This is a genomic window from Micromonospora sp. NBRC 110037 (assembly GCF_001652995.1).
GTDB classification, from domain to species: domain Bacteria; phylum Actinomycetota; class Actinomycetes; order Mycobacteriales; family Micromonosporaceae; genus Micromonospora; species Micromonospora chalcea.
In genome coordinates, this window is sequence record NZ_BBVA01000002.1 from 357467 (window position 1) to 372798 (window position 15332).

Genomic DNA, 15332 nt, shown 5'->3' on the forward strand with positions numbered 1-15332 from the left:
GGGTCACCTGCCGGTGCAGGTGACCGTCGGCAGGGTGTTGGTGCCGGAGAAGTTCGCGGTGAAGCCGAACGTGGTGGTGCCCTCCGGCGGGACGCTGCCGTTGTAGGCGGCGTTGGAGACGCTCACCGACGCCCCGCTGCCGCTCAACGTGCCGTTCCACACCTGGTTGATGGTCTGGCCGCTGGGCCAGGTCCAGTTCGCGGTCCACCCGGAGTACGTCGAGGTGCTGTGGTTCATGATCGTCACTTCGCCCTGGAAGCCGCCACCCCAGGCGGTGACCACCTTGTACACCGCCATGCAGGAGCCGGCCGGCATGGTCGGGCTGGTCGTCACCGGCGGAGGCGAGGTCGGCGGCGCGGTCGTCGGGGGCGCGGTGGTCGGCGGCGCGGTGGTCGGCGGCGCGGTCGTCGGGGGGTTGCTGCCGCCCGAGCCGATCCCGGTCACCTCGCCGTTACCGCCGTCGAACGTCACGTCCGAGCAGCCGAAGAAGTTCTCCTGGCTGTCCGAGCGGACCCAGCGCGAGTAGATGATGTGCCGGCCGCTCTTGTTCGACGGCAGGTTGCCGGTGAAGTAGTAGTGACCGTCGTTGGTGCCGACCGCGCCGCGCTGCGGCGGGTTGGTCACCTGCAGGAACGGCTGCTCCTCCAGGTCGCTCCAGGCCAGCGGCCGGTTCGGGCTCCAGCTGTCCTTGGTCACGTAGAAGTAGAACGTGCCCGGGTGGTGGGCCCAGTTGCTGTACCGGAACTCCATCGACCGGCCCGCCGTCAGGTGGGTGATCGGCCAGTCGTTGCGCGCCGCGTCGTACCCGCTGAAGCCGGGGTTGCCGCCGCTGCACAGCTTGCCGTCGGGGATGAACCCGACGGTCCGCCCGCCGGCGTCGGAGCGCAGCACGCTGAACCAGTTGTACAGCGAGTTCGCGCCGCTCTCGGCCACCGCCGACGAGCAGGCGGGGTTGTTCGGCCGGATCTCACCGGTCCCGGTGAGGCCGTCCTTCCAGCACAGGTAGGTGCGGGCGCCCGGCGTCATGGCCGCGCCGTGCGCGGCCGCCGGTCCGGAGTTGGTGACCAGGGCGAACGCGCCCAGGGTCAGGGTGGCGGCCGCGGTGAGCAACGCGGCCGTACGGGATCGGGATCGGTGCACGGGGATCTCCTGACTCGCGGAGCGTGGCCCGGTTCGGCCCGCCCCGCTGCGACGAGCGGATGCGACGATCGCGGTGCCCGCGCCCGGTCGGAGTGCGGCCGTGGCCGTCGACGGGCGCGCACCGTCTGCGGTCCGTTGCCCAACGGACCGTGGATGCCCTCGCGTCGGATCGACCCGGCGGCCGGTGACGCGGCAGCCCCCGCGTCGTCACCCGGCACCGCCATCCCACCACGTCCGGGCGCGGCCCGCAATAGGCGCCGTTCGATGCCAGGGTCCCGGCGCGCGGTGGCGCCGGTATGCGCCAGGATCGGGGTAGGACGACGAGGGGAGCCAGGATGGGGTACGCGGTGGTGCTCGGCGAGGCGCTGGTGGACCTGCTCGACGCCGAGCGCGACGGAGAGCCCGTCTACCGGCAGGCGATCGGCGGGGGACCGCTCAACGTGGCGGTGGCGACCGCTCGGCTCGGCGGAGACGCGCGGTTCGTCGGGTCGCTCGGCGACGACGCGCTGGCCGGACGGATCCGCGCCTTCCTCACCGACGCCGGTGTGGACGTGAGCGGGACGGTGACCGTGCCGGCCCCGACCGCGCTCGCGGTGGCCACCTTCGCCGGCCCCGAGCCGGACTTCCGCTTCTACGGCGAGCCCCGCTCGTACGCGCTGCTCGGCCCGGACGACCTGGACGTGGCGCTGGTCGAGGGCGCGGACGTGCTCTACTGCGGCTCGATCGTGCTGCTTGCCCCGCCGGTGCTCGCCGCCGCCCGGCGCGCCTGGTCGATCGCGGGCGCGCTGCGGGTGTTCGACCCGAACGTGCGGCCCCGGCTGCTCACCGCCCCGGACGCGCTGGACGGGCTGCGCGCGGTGGTCGCCGAGTTCGCCGCCGCCGCGCACCTGGTCAAACTCAGCAGCGCCGACGCGCGGGTGCTCTACCCGCACGAGCCGGTCGAGGGCGTGGCCGCGTACCTGCGGGAACTGGGCGCGAGCACGGTCGTGGTCACGCTCGGCGCGGACGGCGCGCTGGTCGCCGCCGGCGACGACGTGGTGCGCGTGCCCGCGCCGAAGGTGGACGCGGTGGACGCGACCGGCGCGGGGGACTCGGTGATGGGCGCGCTGGTGGCCGAGCTGCTGGCCGCCGGTGAGCCGGCCGACCCGGCCGGGTGGCGGGACCGGGTGGCGTTCGCGCTGCGGGTGGCCGCAGTGGTCTGCGAGTCCCCGGGTGGCGCCACCGCCATGCCCACCCGCGCCGAGGTGACCGCCCGCTTCGCGTGAAAGGAAGGGCCCCTTGTTAACGCCTCAGGTAGAGAAGGGGCCCCTTCTTAACGCGCTCAGCGCTCAGCCCGCGTGCGGGTCATCGTCAGGACGGTGACCAGGGTGAGGACGGCGGCGCCGGCCAGGACCGTGGCCATCGGCAGCGCGCTGCCCTCGCCGCCGAGCCCGACCAGGGGCGCGGCCAGCGCGCCGACGACCGACTGGATGCCGCCCATCAGCGCGGCGGCGGTGCCGGCGTGGCGGGCGTGCGCGTCCAGCGCCAGCGCCGTGCTGTTCGGCGTCACCATGCCCAGCGCGCCGACGTACCCGAACAGCGCCACCGCGGTCAGCGCGAGGCCGTCGGTCAGCGCGCCGCTCAGCACGCCGGCCGCGGCGACCAGGCCGACCGCCAGCGCGGTGACCAGCAGCCGGCGTGGCGGGAACCGGTCGAGCAGCCGGGCGTTCAGCTGCCCGACGGCCACCAGGCCGAGCGCGTTGACGCCGAAGATGACGCTGAACACCGCCGCGGAGACGCCGAAGACGTCCTGGAATACGAACGACGACCCCGAGATGTACGCGAACAGCCCGGCGAAGGCGAAGCCCTGGGTCAGCGCGTACCCGAGGTAGACCCGGTCGGCGAGCAGCGACCGCATGGTCCGGGCGGTGGCCCCCAGTCCGCCGGTGCTGCGGCGCTCGGCCGGCAGCGTCTCCGGCAGGCGCAGCGCGACCGCGACGGCCAGCACCGCGCCGATGGCGGCCAGCACCAGGAACACGGACCGCCAGGAGCCGAACCGGAGCACCAGGCTGCCCACGCCCGGCGCCGCGATCGGCGCTACCCCGAAGACCAGGGTGAGCCGGGAGAAGTACTTCGCGGCGGCCCGGCCCGAGTAGAGGTCGCGGACCACGGCGCGGGCGACCACCACGCCCATGCCGCCGGCCAGGCCCTGGGCGAACCGGACGGCGGCCAGCAGCGGGGCGTTCGGCGCCGCCGCGCACGCCAGCGCCAGCACGGTGTACGCGACCACGCCCACCAGCACCGGGCGGCGGCGCCCCCAGCGGTCGCTGAGCGGCCCGGTGACGAGCTGGCCGAATGCCAAGCCGATCAGGCAGGTGGTCAGCGAGAGCTGGATGCCGGCCTGGTCGGCGCCGAGGTCGCGGGTCATGGCCGGGAACGCGGGCAGGTACATGTCCAGCGAGAGCGGGCCGATCGCGGTGAGCGTGCCGAGCAGCACCAGCAGGCTCGCGCCCCCGGTGGACGCGGTGGCGCCGGCACCGGTCGGGCGGGCGGCGGGCGGCGCGGCTTGACTCACGAGCGGGTACCCCCTGAAATCCGATGTGCTCGGGTACCTTACCTCTGTAGTCAGAACTATTGCGATGTGAGGCGGGTGACCCCGTGTCGACGAACGAGCAGGTCGCGCGGTTCGGCGCGGTCCTCGGGGAGCTGCACCGGCTCGTGCGCCGCCGGTCCACGGCGCGCGCCGGGCGGGACCCGCTGCCCGAAGCTCAGGTGGAACTGCTCCTGCTCGTCCGGGACACGCCGGGCATCAGCGGCAAGGACGTGGCCCGGCGCCTCGGCACGGCGCCCAACACCGTGAGCACGCTGGTCCGCGACCTCACCGACGCCGGGCTGCTGGCCCGCGACCGCGACCCCGCCGACCGCCGCGTGGTCCGGCTGCGCGTCACCGAGGCCGCCCACCGGCGGATGGCCGACCACCAACGGCACCGCACCGCGCTGCTCACCGAGGCGCTGGCCGACCTCGACCCGGCGGCGCGTGACGCGATCCTGGCCGCCGCTCCGCACCTCGACACGCTGCTCACCACGCTGCGGGCACACACCCGCCCGGAACGGGACCCCCGTACGTCCGGAAACCCGGTGGCCGCCGCGCCGCCCGGGGCCGGATGATCGCCGGGTGATGCTGCACCAGGACGAGACACCTGTGGACGAGGGGATCGTCCGGGCGCTGCTGACCGACCAGCGCCCCGAGTGGGCCGCGCTGCCGTTGACCCCCGCCGGCGCCGGGACCGACAACACCATGTACCGGCTCGGCGACGACCTGCTCGTCCGGCTGCCCCGCACCGCGGAGAAAGCCGGCGCGCTGCGCAAGGAACAGCTGTGGCTGCCCCGGCTCGCGCCACTGCTGCCGTACCCGGTGCCGGAACCGCTCCACGCCGGGACGCCGACCGCCGCCTTCCCGCTGCCGTGGTCGGTGCAGCGGTGGATCCACGGCGACGAGGTCGGACCCGGCACGGTCCGGGACTGGGCCGCCCTCGGCGCCGACCTGGCGGTGTTCGTACGTCACCTGCACGCGGCCGACCTGCTCGGCGCGACCCGCGCGGACGCGCTGAGCGGATACCGCGGCGGCAGCCTGCACCCCTGTGACACCTGGGTCAGCGCGGCGCTCGACGACTGCCGGCGCAGGATCGGCGACGAGACCGACGTCGACACCCTGCACCGGCTCTGGCGCGACGCCCTCACCCTGCCCGAACCCGCCGGCCGGCACGTCTGGCTGCACACCGACCTCAAGCCCACCAATGTGCTGGCACGCGACGGCCGGCTGTGCGCGGTGATCGACTTCGGCGGGCTGACCGTCGGGTTCCCGGACGCGGAACACGCGCCGATCTGGGACCTGCCGCCGCAGGCCCGGCACGCCTACCGGGAGGCGCTCGGTGTCGACGACGTGACCTGGGTACGGGCCCGCGCCTGGGCGCTCGGGGTGGCGGCCAGCGGCGTCTCCTACTACTGGCACACGTTCCCGGCGTTCGTCGCCGAGTGCCGCAACCGTCTCCGCGAGATCCTCGCCGACGCCGGCTGAGCCCGGGCCGCCGCTCAGGCGGTGCCGTCGAGTTCGGCGTAGCCGCGGCGGGCGGCGATCAGGCCCGGCCGGGCGCCGAACGGCGACTCGGCCGCCACCCGCTCCGGCGGCGCGCTGCCGGTGTGCCCGGCGCGGATCAGCCACGCCTGCCGCGCGAGCTGCGCGTGCTGCTCGCGGACGAAATCCGCGCCGACCGGCTCGCCGTGGCCCGGCACCACCACCGTCGCGGGCGTGGTCAGGCGCAGCAGGTCGGCCAGCGCGTCCGGCCACCGCAACGGGTACGACTCCTCGAACGCCGGCGGCCCGCTCTGCTCCACCAGGTCGCCGGCCACCAGCACGTCCGCATCGGGCACGTGCACCACCAGGTCGGCGTCGGTGTGCCCATGCCCGGGATGGCGCAGCACCACCCGGCGGCCACCGACGTCGAGCACCGTCTCCTCGACCACCTCGTGCGTCGGCGCCCGCAGCTCGGTACGCGCCAGCTCCTCGGCCAGCGCCGGCTGCTCGGCGCGCATCTCCTCGTACGCGGCGCGGCGCAGCGCGTCCGGCCGGTCCCGCAGCGCCGCCACGGCCTGCGGGTGCGCGTAGATCGCGGTGTCCGGCCCGGCCAGCGTGGCGTTGCCGAAACAGTGGTCGAAGTGGTGGTGCGTGTTCACGATCGTCCACGGGTACGGCGTCACCGCCCGCGCCGCCGCCGCCAGCTCGCGCGCCTGCCCGGCCGTGGAGAGCGTGTCGACCAGCAGCGCCGCGCCGTCGCCGACCACGAGCACCACGTTCACCGCCAGCAGCGGCTCACGTCGCACGTGCACACCGGGGGCGACCTCGGTGAAGCCGGCGGTCATGACGGGCCGAGGGCCCGCTCGACGAAGCGCTGCCGGTCGACCAGCGCCCGCTCGACCCGGCCCTGCGCCGCCACTGCCGGACCGTCGGTGACAGTCACCTCGAAGACGAGCCGCTTCCCGTCGACCTTCACCAGCTCGGCGTGGGCGGCCACGGTACGCCCGACCGGGGTGGCCGCGCGGTGCTCCAGCTCCACCCGTACGCCGACGGTGGTCGACCCGGACGGCATCCGGGTCGCGGTGGCGGCCACCGTCGCCGCCTCGGCCAGCGCCAGCACGCGCGGGGTGCCGAGCACCGGCACGTCCCCGGAGCCCACCGCCTGCGCGGTGTCGGCGTCGGTCACTGTCAGCTCGACGCGGGCGGTCAGGCCCGGCGTGAAGGGCGACTCCGGCTGCTCCTGCATGCGGCCGAGCCTAGTGCAGATGAACGGGGGCCGTCCGGCGTCCGAGCCGCCGCGCCCGTGTCGTCCCCGCCCGCCCGCAGGCCCGCCCGTCGCCCGCCGTTAACCTTGTCCGCGATGGCCGAGCAGACACAATCTCCGACCCCCGCCCCCGACGCGACCACCGAGTCGCCCGACGGCGGGCGCCGCCGTGTGATCGCGATGACCATCTGGGGCGTCGCCTTCGTGGCGGGCTGGCTCGTCATCGGCCTGCCCACCGACCCGGCGTACGCGTTCCTGTGGATCTGGGCCGGCACCATCGCCTGGAACTCGGCCCGCCCGTGGCGCAGCCACCTGCGCTTCGCCCGGGACTGGATCCCGGTGGTGCTGCTGCTCGCCGCGTACAACCTGTCCCGGGGCTTCGCCGACAACGGCGCCACCCCGCACGCGATGGAGCTGATCGTCGCCGACCGGTTCCTCACCGGCTGGCTCACCGGCGGTGAGGTGCCGACGATCTGGCTGCAGGAGCGCCTGTACGACCCGTCCGAGGTGCGCTGGTGGGACGTGCTTGTGAGCTGGATCTACTTCTCGCACTTCGTGGCGACGTTCGCCGCCGCGGCCGTGCTGTGGATGCGCAACCGGCGGCGCTGGATCGCGTACATGTCCCGCTGGGGCTTCCTGTGCGCGGCCGGACTGGTCACCTACTTCGCCTACCCGGCCGCGCCGCCGTGGTGGGCGGCGCAGAACGGCCTGCTGACCGAGGTCGCGCGGATCTCCACCCGGGGGTGGAAGGAGATCGGCATGCACGGCGCGGGCAATCTGCTCAACGCCGGGCAGATCGCCTCCAACCCGGTGGCCGCCATGCCGTCGTTGCACACCGCGTTCGCGCTGTTCGTGGTGCTGTTCTTCATGCGGTCGGTGCGCAAGCGCTGGTGGCCGCTGATGCTGGCGTATCCGCTGGCCATGACGTTCACGCTGATGTACAGCGGCGAGCACTACCTGATCGACGTGCTGGTCGGCTGGGCGTACGTGGGCATGACGTTCCTGGTGGTCGGCCTGGCCGAGCGCTGGTGGGCGGCGCGGCGGGCCCGGCGTGCCGGTGAGCCCGCCGGCGCGGCCGGCGTGCCGCAGCCCGCCACCGCGGCCGTCGCCGACGCCCCCGCCGACGACCGGGACGCGGTGCCGGCCGAGCGACGCTAGCCCCGCTGGCGGGTCAGCGGCGGTGGTCGGCCCGGCGCGCGGCCCGCGACCGCTCGGTCAGCTCTGCGGCCAGCTCCCAGGCGTCGGCCAGGTCCCGGTCGACCGCCGCCGCCCCGGCCCCGCCCGCGGTGTCCGCGTGCACGGTGGCCAGCCGCAGCAACCGCTGCGCCGGCCCCTGCGTGACGCGCACGCTCTGGATCCGGGCGTACGGCACCAGCGTCAGCTGGCGGGTCAGCAGCCCGGACCGGGCCACGAACACCCGCTCGTCGAGGCCGGCGCCGACCACCTTGCGGCTCAGCGGGCGCAGCCAGCGGGCCCGGGACGGGGGCGGTGTGCCGGGCAGTTCGTCCAGCCGTACGCCGGGCAGCACCTCCGCCACCACCATCGCGCCGGTGCCGGCGTCGCCGACCGGCAGCAGCCGGTCCGGGCGGTTGCGGTCGTCCGGCTCACCGGCCGAGTAGCCGGCCACCTCCAGCCGCAGCCGCAGCCAGCCCTTCATCCGCCAGAGCAGCGGCCAGGTCGCCCGCACGGTCTGCACCCGGTGCAGCGGCACCGTCTGCACCCGCGTCTCCAGCAGCCCGTTGTGCACACGCAGCGTGCCGTCGTCCCGGTCGAGCCGGAAACTCCAGTCGTCGAGCACCCGCCGGACCGGTTGCAGCACCACACCCGCCATCGCGGTGAGCGTGCTCGCCACCGCGATGAACGACCACGAGCCCTCGGAGAGGAACTGGGCGCCCACGAACACCACGCCGACCGGCAGCAGGAACGCCTGCGGCGTGAGCAACTGGCTGACCAGCAGGTCCTGGTTGCGGACGACGTGCAGCCGGCGGCCGGCCGGCGCGGGCGCGACCGGCGTACCCGGGGCGGCCGGCACGCCCGGCTCGGCCACGGCGGACGGGGCCCGGCCGGCGACAGCGAGCAGCCGCTGCCGCAGCGCGGTGGCCTCGGCCACGCTGAGGTAGGCCAGCGGCGCCTCGGTCTTGCCCCCGCCGACCACCTCGAGCCGCAGCTCGGCCAGGCCGGTGAGCTGGGCCAGCAGCGGCCGGACCACCTCCACCGCCTGCAACCGCTCCAGCGGGATGGCGCGCGTGCGCCGCCACAGCAGGCCCTCGTACACGCGCAGCTCCCGGCCCACCAGGTGGTAACCGGTGTTCCACCAGCTCACCACGGACAGCACGGTGGCGCCGAGCACGAAGACCGTGACCAGCAGGGCGAACCAGCCGAACCCGACCCGCGACAGCGTCGACCAGGACAGACCGGCGATCACGACGACGAGTGACTTCGCGCCGTGCAGCGCGGGGCTCAGCGGATGCAGCCGCTGCCGCGGTTCCTCCCCGTCCGCCGAGGGCGCGGCGGCCGGACCCCAGGGTCCCGGGTACGGCGGAGCGGGCGCGGGCCACGGCCCGGGCGTCGCGTCGGCCGTCCCGTATCCGGGCGGGGGGCCGTAACCGGGTGGTGGCGCGTATCCGGGCGGCGGTCCGTAGCCGGGCGGCGCGGCGGGCGGCCCGTAACCCGGCCCGGGCGGCTGTTCCGGACCGACCGGCGGTGGGGGACCGGGCGCCGCCCCGGGCCGGTCGTCGTGGGGCCGCGGCGCGCCGGGATCGCTCCGGTCGCTCACAGGCCCTCCGCCCGGTCCTCGCCCAGCGCGGTGAGCCGGTCGCGCAGCCGGGACGCCTCGGCCGGACGCAGCCCCGGCACCCGGGCGTCGCTGGCGGCCGCCGCCGTGTGCAACTGCACAGTGGCGAGGTCGAAGGCACGCTCCAGCGGACCGGCGCTCACGTCGACGAACTGCATCCGGGAGTACGGCACGATGGAGAGCCGCCGCACCAGCAGACCGTGCCGCACCAGCAGGTCGTCGTCGCGCTCGGCGTACCCCCAGGCGCGGACCGCGCGCACGATGGTGATCGCCCGCCAGACGCCGATCAGCAGGGCCACGCCGACGGCGGCGCCGAGCAGCCAGTGCCCGGACAGCGCCCAGGCCACGCCGAGCACCACGAGCGCCACCGCCAGCCCGATGCCGAGCCGGATCAGCTCCACCCAGATCAGGTCGCGGGAGATCGGCCGCCAGTCGACGGTGTCCGGCCAGGGCTCCAGCGCGCTGCGCGACGCGGGCGGGAGGCCGGTGTGGCCGTCACCGCTCACCGGGAGGACCTGCCGTGCTCGCCGCCGGTACGGGCTCGGGTCGTCTGCTCGCTCACGCTTCGAGCGTAGGCGATCAGGGAAGCGGGACCACCTCGCGGAGGAAGCCGCGTGCGTCGAGGAAGTCCCCGAGGGAGTCCCGGTGCGCCGGGCAGGCGAGCCAGGTCTTGCGCCGGTCGGGCGCGTGCAGGCGGGGATTGTGCCAGCGAAGCTGGTAGGCGGCGGGAGCACGACACCCCCGCGCCGAGCAGATCAGCTCGTCTTCGGGGGCGTTGGGAGTCGTCACCGGGGCGAGTCTAGGCGTCGCACGCCGGGAGTTTTAGCGCCGGGCGGCCACGGGGGGAGCCGCCCGGCGACGGGGTGAATCGTACACACTGCGGACCCCTTTTTGTCCACCCGTGTTCAGCGTTTTCGTGCGGCGGTACGGCGTGGCCGGACGGCGCGGCGAAAATCGTGCCTCTCCCACCCTCGGCTCTCAGCGAGGCATGACAGTCTTGATACGCACCACGCCGCGACGACGACCCTGCTGTGGAGGACCGGTGGCCCAGCCGACCACACCCGACGTGCCGAACCCGACCGAGGCGCCGCCGGACGCCCCGCCCCCGGCGGCCACCACCCCGGCGCAGGACGCCACGCTGCTGGAGCGGGCGCTGTTCGAGACCAAGCGGGTGATCGTCGGCCAGGACCGGATGGTCGAGCGGATGTTCGTCGCGCTGCTGGCCCGGGGGCACTGCCTGCTGGAGGGCGTACCGGGCGTGGCCAAGACGCTCGCCGTGGAGACGCTGGCCCGGGTCGTCGGCGGATCGTTCGCCCGGGTCCAGTTCACGCCGGACCTGGTGCCCGCCGACATCATGGGCACCCGGATCTACCGGCAGTCCAGCGAGAAGTTCGACGTCGAGCTGGGTCCGGTCTTCGTCAACTTCCTGCTCGCCGACGAGATCAACCGCGCGCCGGCCAAGGTGCAGTCGGCGCTGCTGGAGGTGATGAGCGAGCGGCAGGTCTCCATCGGTGGCGAGAGTCACCGGGTGCCGGACCCGTTCCTGGTGATGGCCACCCAGAACCCGATCGAGCAGGAGGGCGTCTACCCGCTGCCGGAGGCGCAGCGGGACCGCTTCCTCATGAAGATCGTCGTGGGCTACCCGACCGACGCCGAGGAACGCGAGATCGTCTACCGGATGGGCGTCGCCCCGCCGGAGCCGGCCCGGGTGTTCGACACCCCCGACCTGATCGCCCTGCAGCGCAAGGCCGACCAGGTCTTCGTGCACAACGCGCTCGTCGACTACGCGGTCCGGCTGGTGCTCGCCACCCGGGCGCCGGCCGAGCACGGCATGCCCGACGTCGCCCAGCTCATCCAGTACGGCGCCAGCCCGCGCGCCTCGCTCGGCCTGGTCCGGGCCACCCGCGCGCTGGCGCTGCTGCGCGGGCGCGACTACGCGCTGCCGCAGGACGTGCAGGACATCGCGCCGGACATCCTGCGACACCGGCTGGTGCTCAGCTACGACGCGCTCGCCGACGACGTGCCGGCCGACCACATCGTGCACCGGGTGATGTCGACCATCCCGCTGCCCGCTGTCGCGCCCCGTCAGCAGGCCGCGCCGCCGCCGGCGGTGCCGCACAACGGATGGCCCGGGCAGCGGCCGTGACCCCGCCCACCCGGCTCGCCACCGGCGACCGCTCCGGAGCCGTGCTGGCCCGGCTCCAGCTCATGGTCACCCGCAAGCTGGACGGGCTGCTCCAGGGCGACTACGCCGGGCTGCTGCCCGGCCCGGGCAGCGAGGCGGGGGAGTCCCGGGAGTACCGGCCCGGCGACGACGTGCGCCGGATGGACTGGCCGGTCACCGCCCGCACCACCATGCCGCACGTGCGGCGTACGGTCGCCGACCGCGAGCTGGAGACCTGGCTGGCTGTGGACATGTCGGCCAGCCTGGACTTCGGCACCGGGCGGTGGCTCAAGCGGGACGTGGCGGTCGCCGCCGTCGCCGCGCTGGCCCACCTCACCGTGCGGGGCGGCAACCGGATCGGCGCCGTCGTCGGCACCGGCGGGGCCGGTGGGCCGGGCACGCTGCTGCGGCTGCCCGCCCGCGCCGGCCGCAAGGAGGCCCAGGGGCTGCTGCGGGCGGTGGCCGGCGCCGAGATCCGGCCCGGTCGCAGCGACCTCGGCGCGCTCGTCGACATGCTCAACCGGCCGCCCCGGCGGCGCGGCGTGGCGGTGGTCATCTCCGACTTCCTCGCGCCGCCGCAGCAGTGGGGCCGGCCGCTGCGTAAGCTGCGGGTCCGCCACGACGTGCTGGCCGTGGAGGTGGTCGACCCGCGGGAACTGGAACTGCCCGACGTGGGGGTGCTGCCGGTGGTCGACCCGGAGAGCGGGGAACTGCACGAGGTGCAGACCGCCGACCCGGGACTGCGCCGCCGGTACGCCGAGGCGGCGGCCGCCCAGCGCGGGGCGATCGCCGCCGAGCTGCGCGCCGCGGGCGCGGCCCACCTGCGCCTGCGTACCGACCGAGACTGGCTGCTGGACATGGTGCGTTTCGTGGCCGCGCAGCGGCACGCCCGCACCCGAGGGACGACGCGATGATCCGTTTTCTGCAACCGTGGTGGCTGCTGGCCGTGCTGCCGGTGCTCGCCCTCGCCGCCGCGTACGTCTGGCGGCAACTGCACCGCCGGCAGTACGCGCTGCGGTTCACAAACGTCGACCTGCTGCGTACCGTCGCGCCCAAGGGACTGGGCTGGCGGCGGCACGTGGCGGCCACCGCGTTCCTGCTCTGCCTGCTGGTGCTGGCGACCGGGCTGGCCCGCCCGGCGATCGACACCCGCGAGCCGCTGGAGCGGGCCACCGTCATGCTCGCCATCGACGTGTCGCTGTCGATGCAGGCCGACGACGTGTCGCCGAACCGCCTGGAGGCGGCGCAGGAGGCGGCCAAGCAGTTCGTCGGCGAGCTGCCGGAGAGCTACAACCTGGGGCTCGTGTCGTTCGCGAAGTCCGCGAACGTGCTGGTGCCGCCGACCAAGGACCGGGCGGCGGTGAACACCGCCATCGACGGGCTGGTGCTGGCCGAGGCGACAGCCACCGGCGAGGCGGTCTTCACCTGCCTGGAGGCGATCCGGTCGGTGCCGGCCGACGGCGCCGCGGGCATCCCGCCGGCCCGGATCGTGCTGCTGTCCGACGGCTACCGGACCTCCGGCCGGTCGGTGGAGGAGGCCGCCGCGGCGGCGCAGGCGGCGAACGTGCCGGTGTCCACCATCGCGTTCGGCACCGACTCGGGCCAGGTCGACATCGGCGGGCAGCTCCAGCGGGTGCCGGTGGACCGCACCGCGCTGTCCCAGCTCGCGGAGACCACCCAGGGCTTCTTCTACGAGGCCGCGTCGGCCAGCGAGCTGAAGCAGGTCTACCAGGACATGGGCAGCTCGATCGGCTACCGGACCGAGCCGCGCGAGATCACCCAGTGGTACGCGGGCGTCGCCCTGCTGCTGGCGCTGTGCGCGGGCGGGCTGAGTCTGCTCTGGACGTCCCGGCTGGTCTGAGCCGGGCCCGGCCGGCGGTGGTCAGTGACCGCCGCCGGCCAGCACGAACAGGACCGCCACCCAGACGGCGGCGAGGGTGAAACCCAGGGGGGCGACGTAACGGCTCATGGGTGTGCTCCGTGGCGACAGTCGGCCCGGTGCGGGCCGTGGGGGGTCGGGGCGTACGCGCACGAAGTCGTGACCGGGTGCTCCGCCGCGCGGCAGGGCCGCCCCGGCGTGGGCGCCGGAGAGCGGATGCGGTGCGGAGGGCGGGAAGCGGGTCAGCCGCGTCGACCGAGCCGTGGCTCAGCGGGGCTGACGGTGGGCCCGGCCACGACTGGGAGGATCGCTATCTCGCACAGCGATCACCTCCTACGGTCGGCGGGGCCCGGAACGCGGGCGCAGACCGGCCCGCAGACCCGGTGATCGTACACCGGTGTGTGCGGGGGTCGCGCGCGCGGCCGCCGACCCCGGCGGCGCCGGCGTGTGACCTGCTCGGGTTAGCGCTTACCTACCGGTAACCCCTAGGCTCCGACCGGACCGAGAGATCACTGGAGCAGAGGGGGATCCGTGGCCCGTACGGTGCTGGTGACCGGCGGCAACCGGGGGATCGGCCTGGCCATCGCGCAGGCCTTCGCCAAGCAGGGCGACCGGGTGGCCGTCACGTACCGGAGCGGCGAGGCCCCGGAGGGCCTGTTCGGGGTGCGGTGTGACGTGACCGACGCCGAGTCGGTCGACGCCGCGTTCACCGCGGTCGAGGCCGAGCTGGGCCCGGTGGAGGTGCTCGTCGCCAACGCCGGCATCACCGACGACACGCTGCTCATGCGGATGTCCGAGGAACAGTTCACCCGCGTGCTCGACACCAACCTGAGCGGCTCGTTCCGGGTCGCCAAGCGGGCCTCGACGAAGATGCTCCGGAACCGGTGGGGCCGGATGATCTTCATCTCCTCGGTGGTCGGCCTCTTCGGTGGCGCGGGCCAGGTCAACTACGCGGCCAGCAAGGCCGGCCTGGTCGGTGTGGCCCGCTCGATCACCCGCGAGCTGGGCAGCCGCAACATCACCGCGAACGTGGTGGCGCCCGGCTTCATCGACACCGACATGACCGCCGGGCTGCCCGAGGAACGCAAGGCGGAGCTGCGCAAGGCGATCCCCGCCGGGCGGATGGCCACCCCGGACGAGGTCGCGGGCGTCGTCACCTGGCTCGCCTCGGACGCGGCCGGCTACGTCACCGGCGCCGTCATCCCGGTCGACGGCGGCCTCGGCATGGGTCACTGAGCAGAGCACGGAGGAGACACGCAATGTCCGGACTTCTCGCCGGTAAGCGGCTGCTGGTCACCGGCGTCATCACCGACGCCTCGATCGCCTTCTCGGTGGCGAAACTCGCCCAGGAGAACGGCGCCCAGGTCGTGCTCACCGGCTACGGCCGGCTCTCCCTGGTGGAGCGGATCGCCAAGCGGCTGCCCGAACCCGCGCCGGTGATCGAGCTGGACGTCACCAGCGAGGAGCACCTGGCCGGCCTGGCCGACAAGGTACGCGAGCACGTCGACGGCCTGGACGGGGTGGTGCACTCGATCGGGTTCGCCCCGCAGAGCTGCCTCGGCGGCGGCTTCCTCGACGCCCCGTGGGCGGACGTGGCCACCGCGCTCCAGGTCTCCACCTACTCGTACAAGTCCCTGGCCATGGCCGCGCTGCCGCTGATGTCCTCCGGCGGTGCCGTGGTGGGCCTCACCTTCGACGCCACCAAGGCGTGGCCGGTCTACGACTGGATGGGCGTGGCCAAGGCCGGGCTGGAGTCCGCCTCCCGCTACCTGGCGCTGCACCTGGGCAAGCAGGGCATCCGCAGCAACCTGGTCGCGGCCGGCCCGCTGCGCACCATCGCCGCCAAGTCCATCCCCGGCTTCGACCAGTTCGAGGACGCCTGGACCGAGCGGGCCCCGCTGGGCTGGAGCCTCACCGACCAGGAGCCGGCCGCCCGGGCCTGCCTGGCGCTGCTGTCGGACTGGTTCCCGGCCACCACCGGCGAGATCGTCCACGTCGACGGCGGCTACCACGCCATCGGCGCCTGAGATGTAAGGA

General features: G+C 74.5%; 16 protein-coding genes. 9 read left to right on the forward strand and 7 right to left on the reverse strand.

Features of this window, described 5'->3' with window-relative positions; translation table 11 throughout:
* Positions 1 to 3: 3 nt before the first annotated feature.
* Positions 4 to 1140, reverse strand: a complete 1137-nt coding sequence (locus A4R25_RS01645; RefSeq protein ID WP_064445342.1) for a lytic polysaccharide monooxygenase — start codon at positions 1138 to 1140, stop codon at positions 4 to 6.
* A gap of 335 nt (positions 1141 to 1475) precedes the next feature.
* On the opposite strand from A4R25_RS01645, the gene A4R25_RS01650 reads away from it, so the two are divergent.
* On the forward strand, positions 1476 to 2405 hold the full coding sequence (locus A4R25_RS01650; protein ID WP_064445343.1) for a carbohydrate kinase: 930 nt from the start codon (positions 1476 to 1478) through the stop codon (positions 2403 to 2405).
* Between the two features lie 56 nt (positions 2406 to 2461).
* Here A4R25_RS01650 and A4R25_RS01655 read toward each other — a convergent pair whose 3' ends face one another.
* Positions 2462 to 3694 carry a multidrug effflux MFS transporter gene (locus A4R25_RS01655; protein ID WP_064445344.1) on the reverse strand — a complete coding sequence of 411 codons (1233 nt, stop codon included), beginning with the start codon at positions 3692 to 3694 and terminating at the stop codon, positions 2462 to 2464.
* 83 nt (positions 3695 to 3777) lie between these two features.
* Here A4R25_RS01655 and A4R25_RS01660 point away from each other — a divergent pair, with 83 nt between their 5' ends.
* The gene (locus A4R25_RS01660; protein WP_064445345.1) at positions 3778 to 4287 is read left to right on the forward strand and encodes a MarR family winged helix-turn-helix transcriptional regulator; all 510 of its coding nucleotides are present in this window, start codon (positions 3778 to 3780) and stop codon (positions 4285 to 4287) included.
* Between the two features lie 10 nt (positions 4288 to 4297).
* Entirely contained in the window at positions 4298 to 5197 is a 900-nt protein-coding gene (locus A4R25_RS01665) for an aminoglycoside phosphotransferase family protein (RefSeq protein ID WP_197494870.1), read from the forward strand.
* Between the two features lie 14 nt (positions 5198 to 5211).
* Here the strand turns inward: A4R25_RS01665 and A4R25_RS01670 are convergent, their stop codons facing one another.
* Complete coding sequence (locus tag A4R25_RS01670; protein ID WP_064445347.1) at positions 5212 to 6039, reverse strand: MBL fold metallo-hydrolase; 828 nt, start codon at positions 6037 to 6039, stop codon at positions 5212 to 5214.
* Positions 6036 to 6440, reverse strand: a complete 405-nt coding sequence (locus tag A4R25_RS01675) for a thioesterase family protein (protein ID WP_064445348.1) — start codon at positions 6438 to 6440, stop codon at positions 6036 to 6038. Before A4R25_RS01675 ends, A4R25_RS01670 begins: the two co-directional genes overlap by 4 nt.
* Before the next feature lie 114 nt (positions 6441 to 6554).
* On the opposite strand from A4R25_RS01675, the gene A4R25_RS01680 reads away from it, so the two are divergent.
* The gene (locus A4R25_RS01680; protein ID WP_064445349.1) at positions 6555 to 7616 is read left to right on the forward strand and encodes a phosphatase PAP2 family protein; all 1062 of its coding nucleotides are present in this window, start codon (positions 6555 to 6557) and stop codon (positions 7614 to 7616) included.
* A gap of 13 nt (positions 7617 to 7629) precedes the next feature.
* On the opposite strand, the gene A4R25_RS01685 is transcribed toward A4R25_RS01680, so the two are convergent.
* The 3 genes from A4R25_RS01685 to A4R25_RS30435 form a co-directional block, all read right to left on the reverse strand.
* Positions 7630 to 9234: a PH domain-containing protein gene (locus A4R25_RS01685; protein ID WP_373887989.1), complete on the reverse strand. Its 1605-nt coding sequence runs from the start codon at positions 9232 to 9234 to the stop codon at positions 7630 to 7632.
* Positions 9231 to 9758: a PH domain-containing protein gene (locus tag A4R25_RS01690; RefSeq protein WP_064445350.1), complete on the reverse strand. Its 528-nt coding sequence runs from the start codon at positions 9756 to 9758 to the stop codon at positions 9231 to 9233. Before A4R25_RS01690 ends, A4R25_RS01685 begins: the two co-directional genes overlap by 4 nt.
* Positions 9759 to 9831: 73 nt before the next feature.
* Positions 9832 to 10041, reverse strand: a complete 210-nt coding sequence (locus A4R25_RS30435) for a hypothetical protein (protein WP_069087711.1) — start codon at positions 10039 to 10041, stop codon at positions 9832 to 9834.
* Positions 10042 to 10294: 253 nt separating this feature from the next.
* On the opposite strand from A4R25_RS30435, the gene A4R25_RS01695 reads away from it, so the two are divergent.
* From A4R25_RS01695 to fabI, 5 genes are all read left to right on the forward strand, one after another.
* Entirely contained in the window at positions 10295 to 11398 is a 1104-nt protein-coding gene (locus tag A4R25_RS01695) for a MoxR family ATPase (protein WP_043329721.1), read from the forward strand.
* The gene (locus tag A4R25_RS01700; RefSeq protein ID WP_064445351.1) at positions 11377 to 12330 is read left to right on the forward strand and encodes a DUF58 domain-containing protein; all 954 of its coding nucleotides are present in this window, start codon (positions 11377 to 11379) and stop codon (positions 12328 to 12330) included. Before A4R25_RS01695 ends, A4R25_RS01700 begins: the two co-directional genes overlap by 22 nt.
* Positions 12327 to 13277, forward strand: a complete 951-nt coding sequence (locus A4R25_RS01705; protein ID WP_064445352.1) for a VWA domain-containing protein — start codon at positions 12327 to 12329, stop codon at positions 13275 to 13277. The genes A4R25_RS01700 and A4R25_RS01705 overlap by 4 nt, the downstream gene beginning before the upstream one ends.
* Positions 13278 to 13826: 549 nt before the next feature.
* A complete protein-coding gene (fabG, locus tag A4R25_RS01710) occupies positions 13827 to 14531 on the forward strand; it encodes a beta-ketoacyl-ACP reductase (protein ID WP_043329724.1) in 705 nt (234 codons plus the stop codon).
* Between the two features lie 23 nt (positions 14532 to 14554).
* A complete protein-coding gene (fabI, locus tag A4R25_RS01715) occupies positions 14555 to 15322 on the forward strand; it encodes an enoyl-ACP reductase FabI (RefSeq protein WP_043329725.1) in 768 nt (255 codons plus the stop codon).
* The last annotated feature ends 10 nt before the right edge of the window (positions 15323 to 15332 follow it).

Bases quoted from the DNA above. Each gene is read 5' to 3' on its own strand.
- A4R25_RS01650 (WP_064445343.1), top strand. From the start codon at position 1,476: ATGGGGTACGCGGTGGTGCTCGGCGAGGCGCTGGTGGACCTGCTCGAC.
- A4R25_RS01665 (WP_197494870.1), top strand. From the start codon at position 4,298: ATGCTGCACCAGGACGAGACACCTGTGGACGAGGGGATCGTCCGGGCG.
- A4R25_RS01670 (WP_064445347.1), bottom strand. From the start codon at position 6,039: ATGACCGCCGGCTTCACCGAGGTCGCCCCCGGTGTGCACGTGCGACGT.
- A4R25_RS01675 (WP_064445348.1), bottom strand. From the start codon at position 6,440: ATGCAGGAGCAGCCGGAGTCGCCCTTCACGCCGGGCCTGACCGCCCGC.
- A4R25_RS01680 (WP_064445349.1), top strand. From the start codon at position 6,555: ATGGCCGAGCAGACACAATCTCCGACCCCCGCCCCCGACGCGACCACC.
- A4R25_RS01700 (WP_064445351.1), top strand. From the start codon at position 11,377: ATGGCCCGGGCAGCGGCCGTGACCCCGCCCACCCGGCTCGCCACCGGC.
- A4R25_RS01705 (WP_064445352.1), top strand. From the start codon at position 12,327: ATGATCCGTTTTCTGCAACCGTGGTGGCTGCTGGCCGTGCTGCCGGTG.
- fabI (WP_043329725.1), top strand. From the start codon at position 14,555: ATGTCCGGACTTCTCGCCGGTAAGCGGCTGCTGGTCACCGGCGTCATC.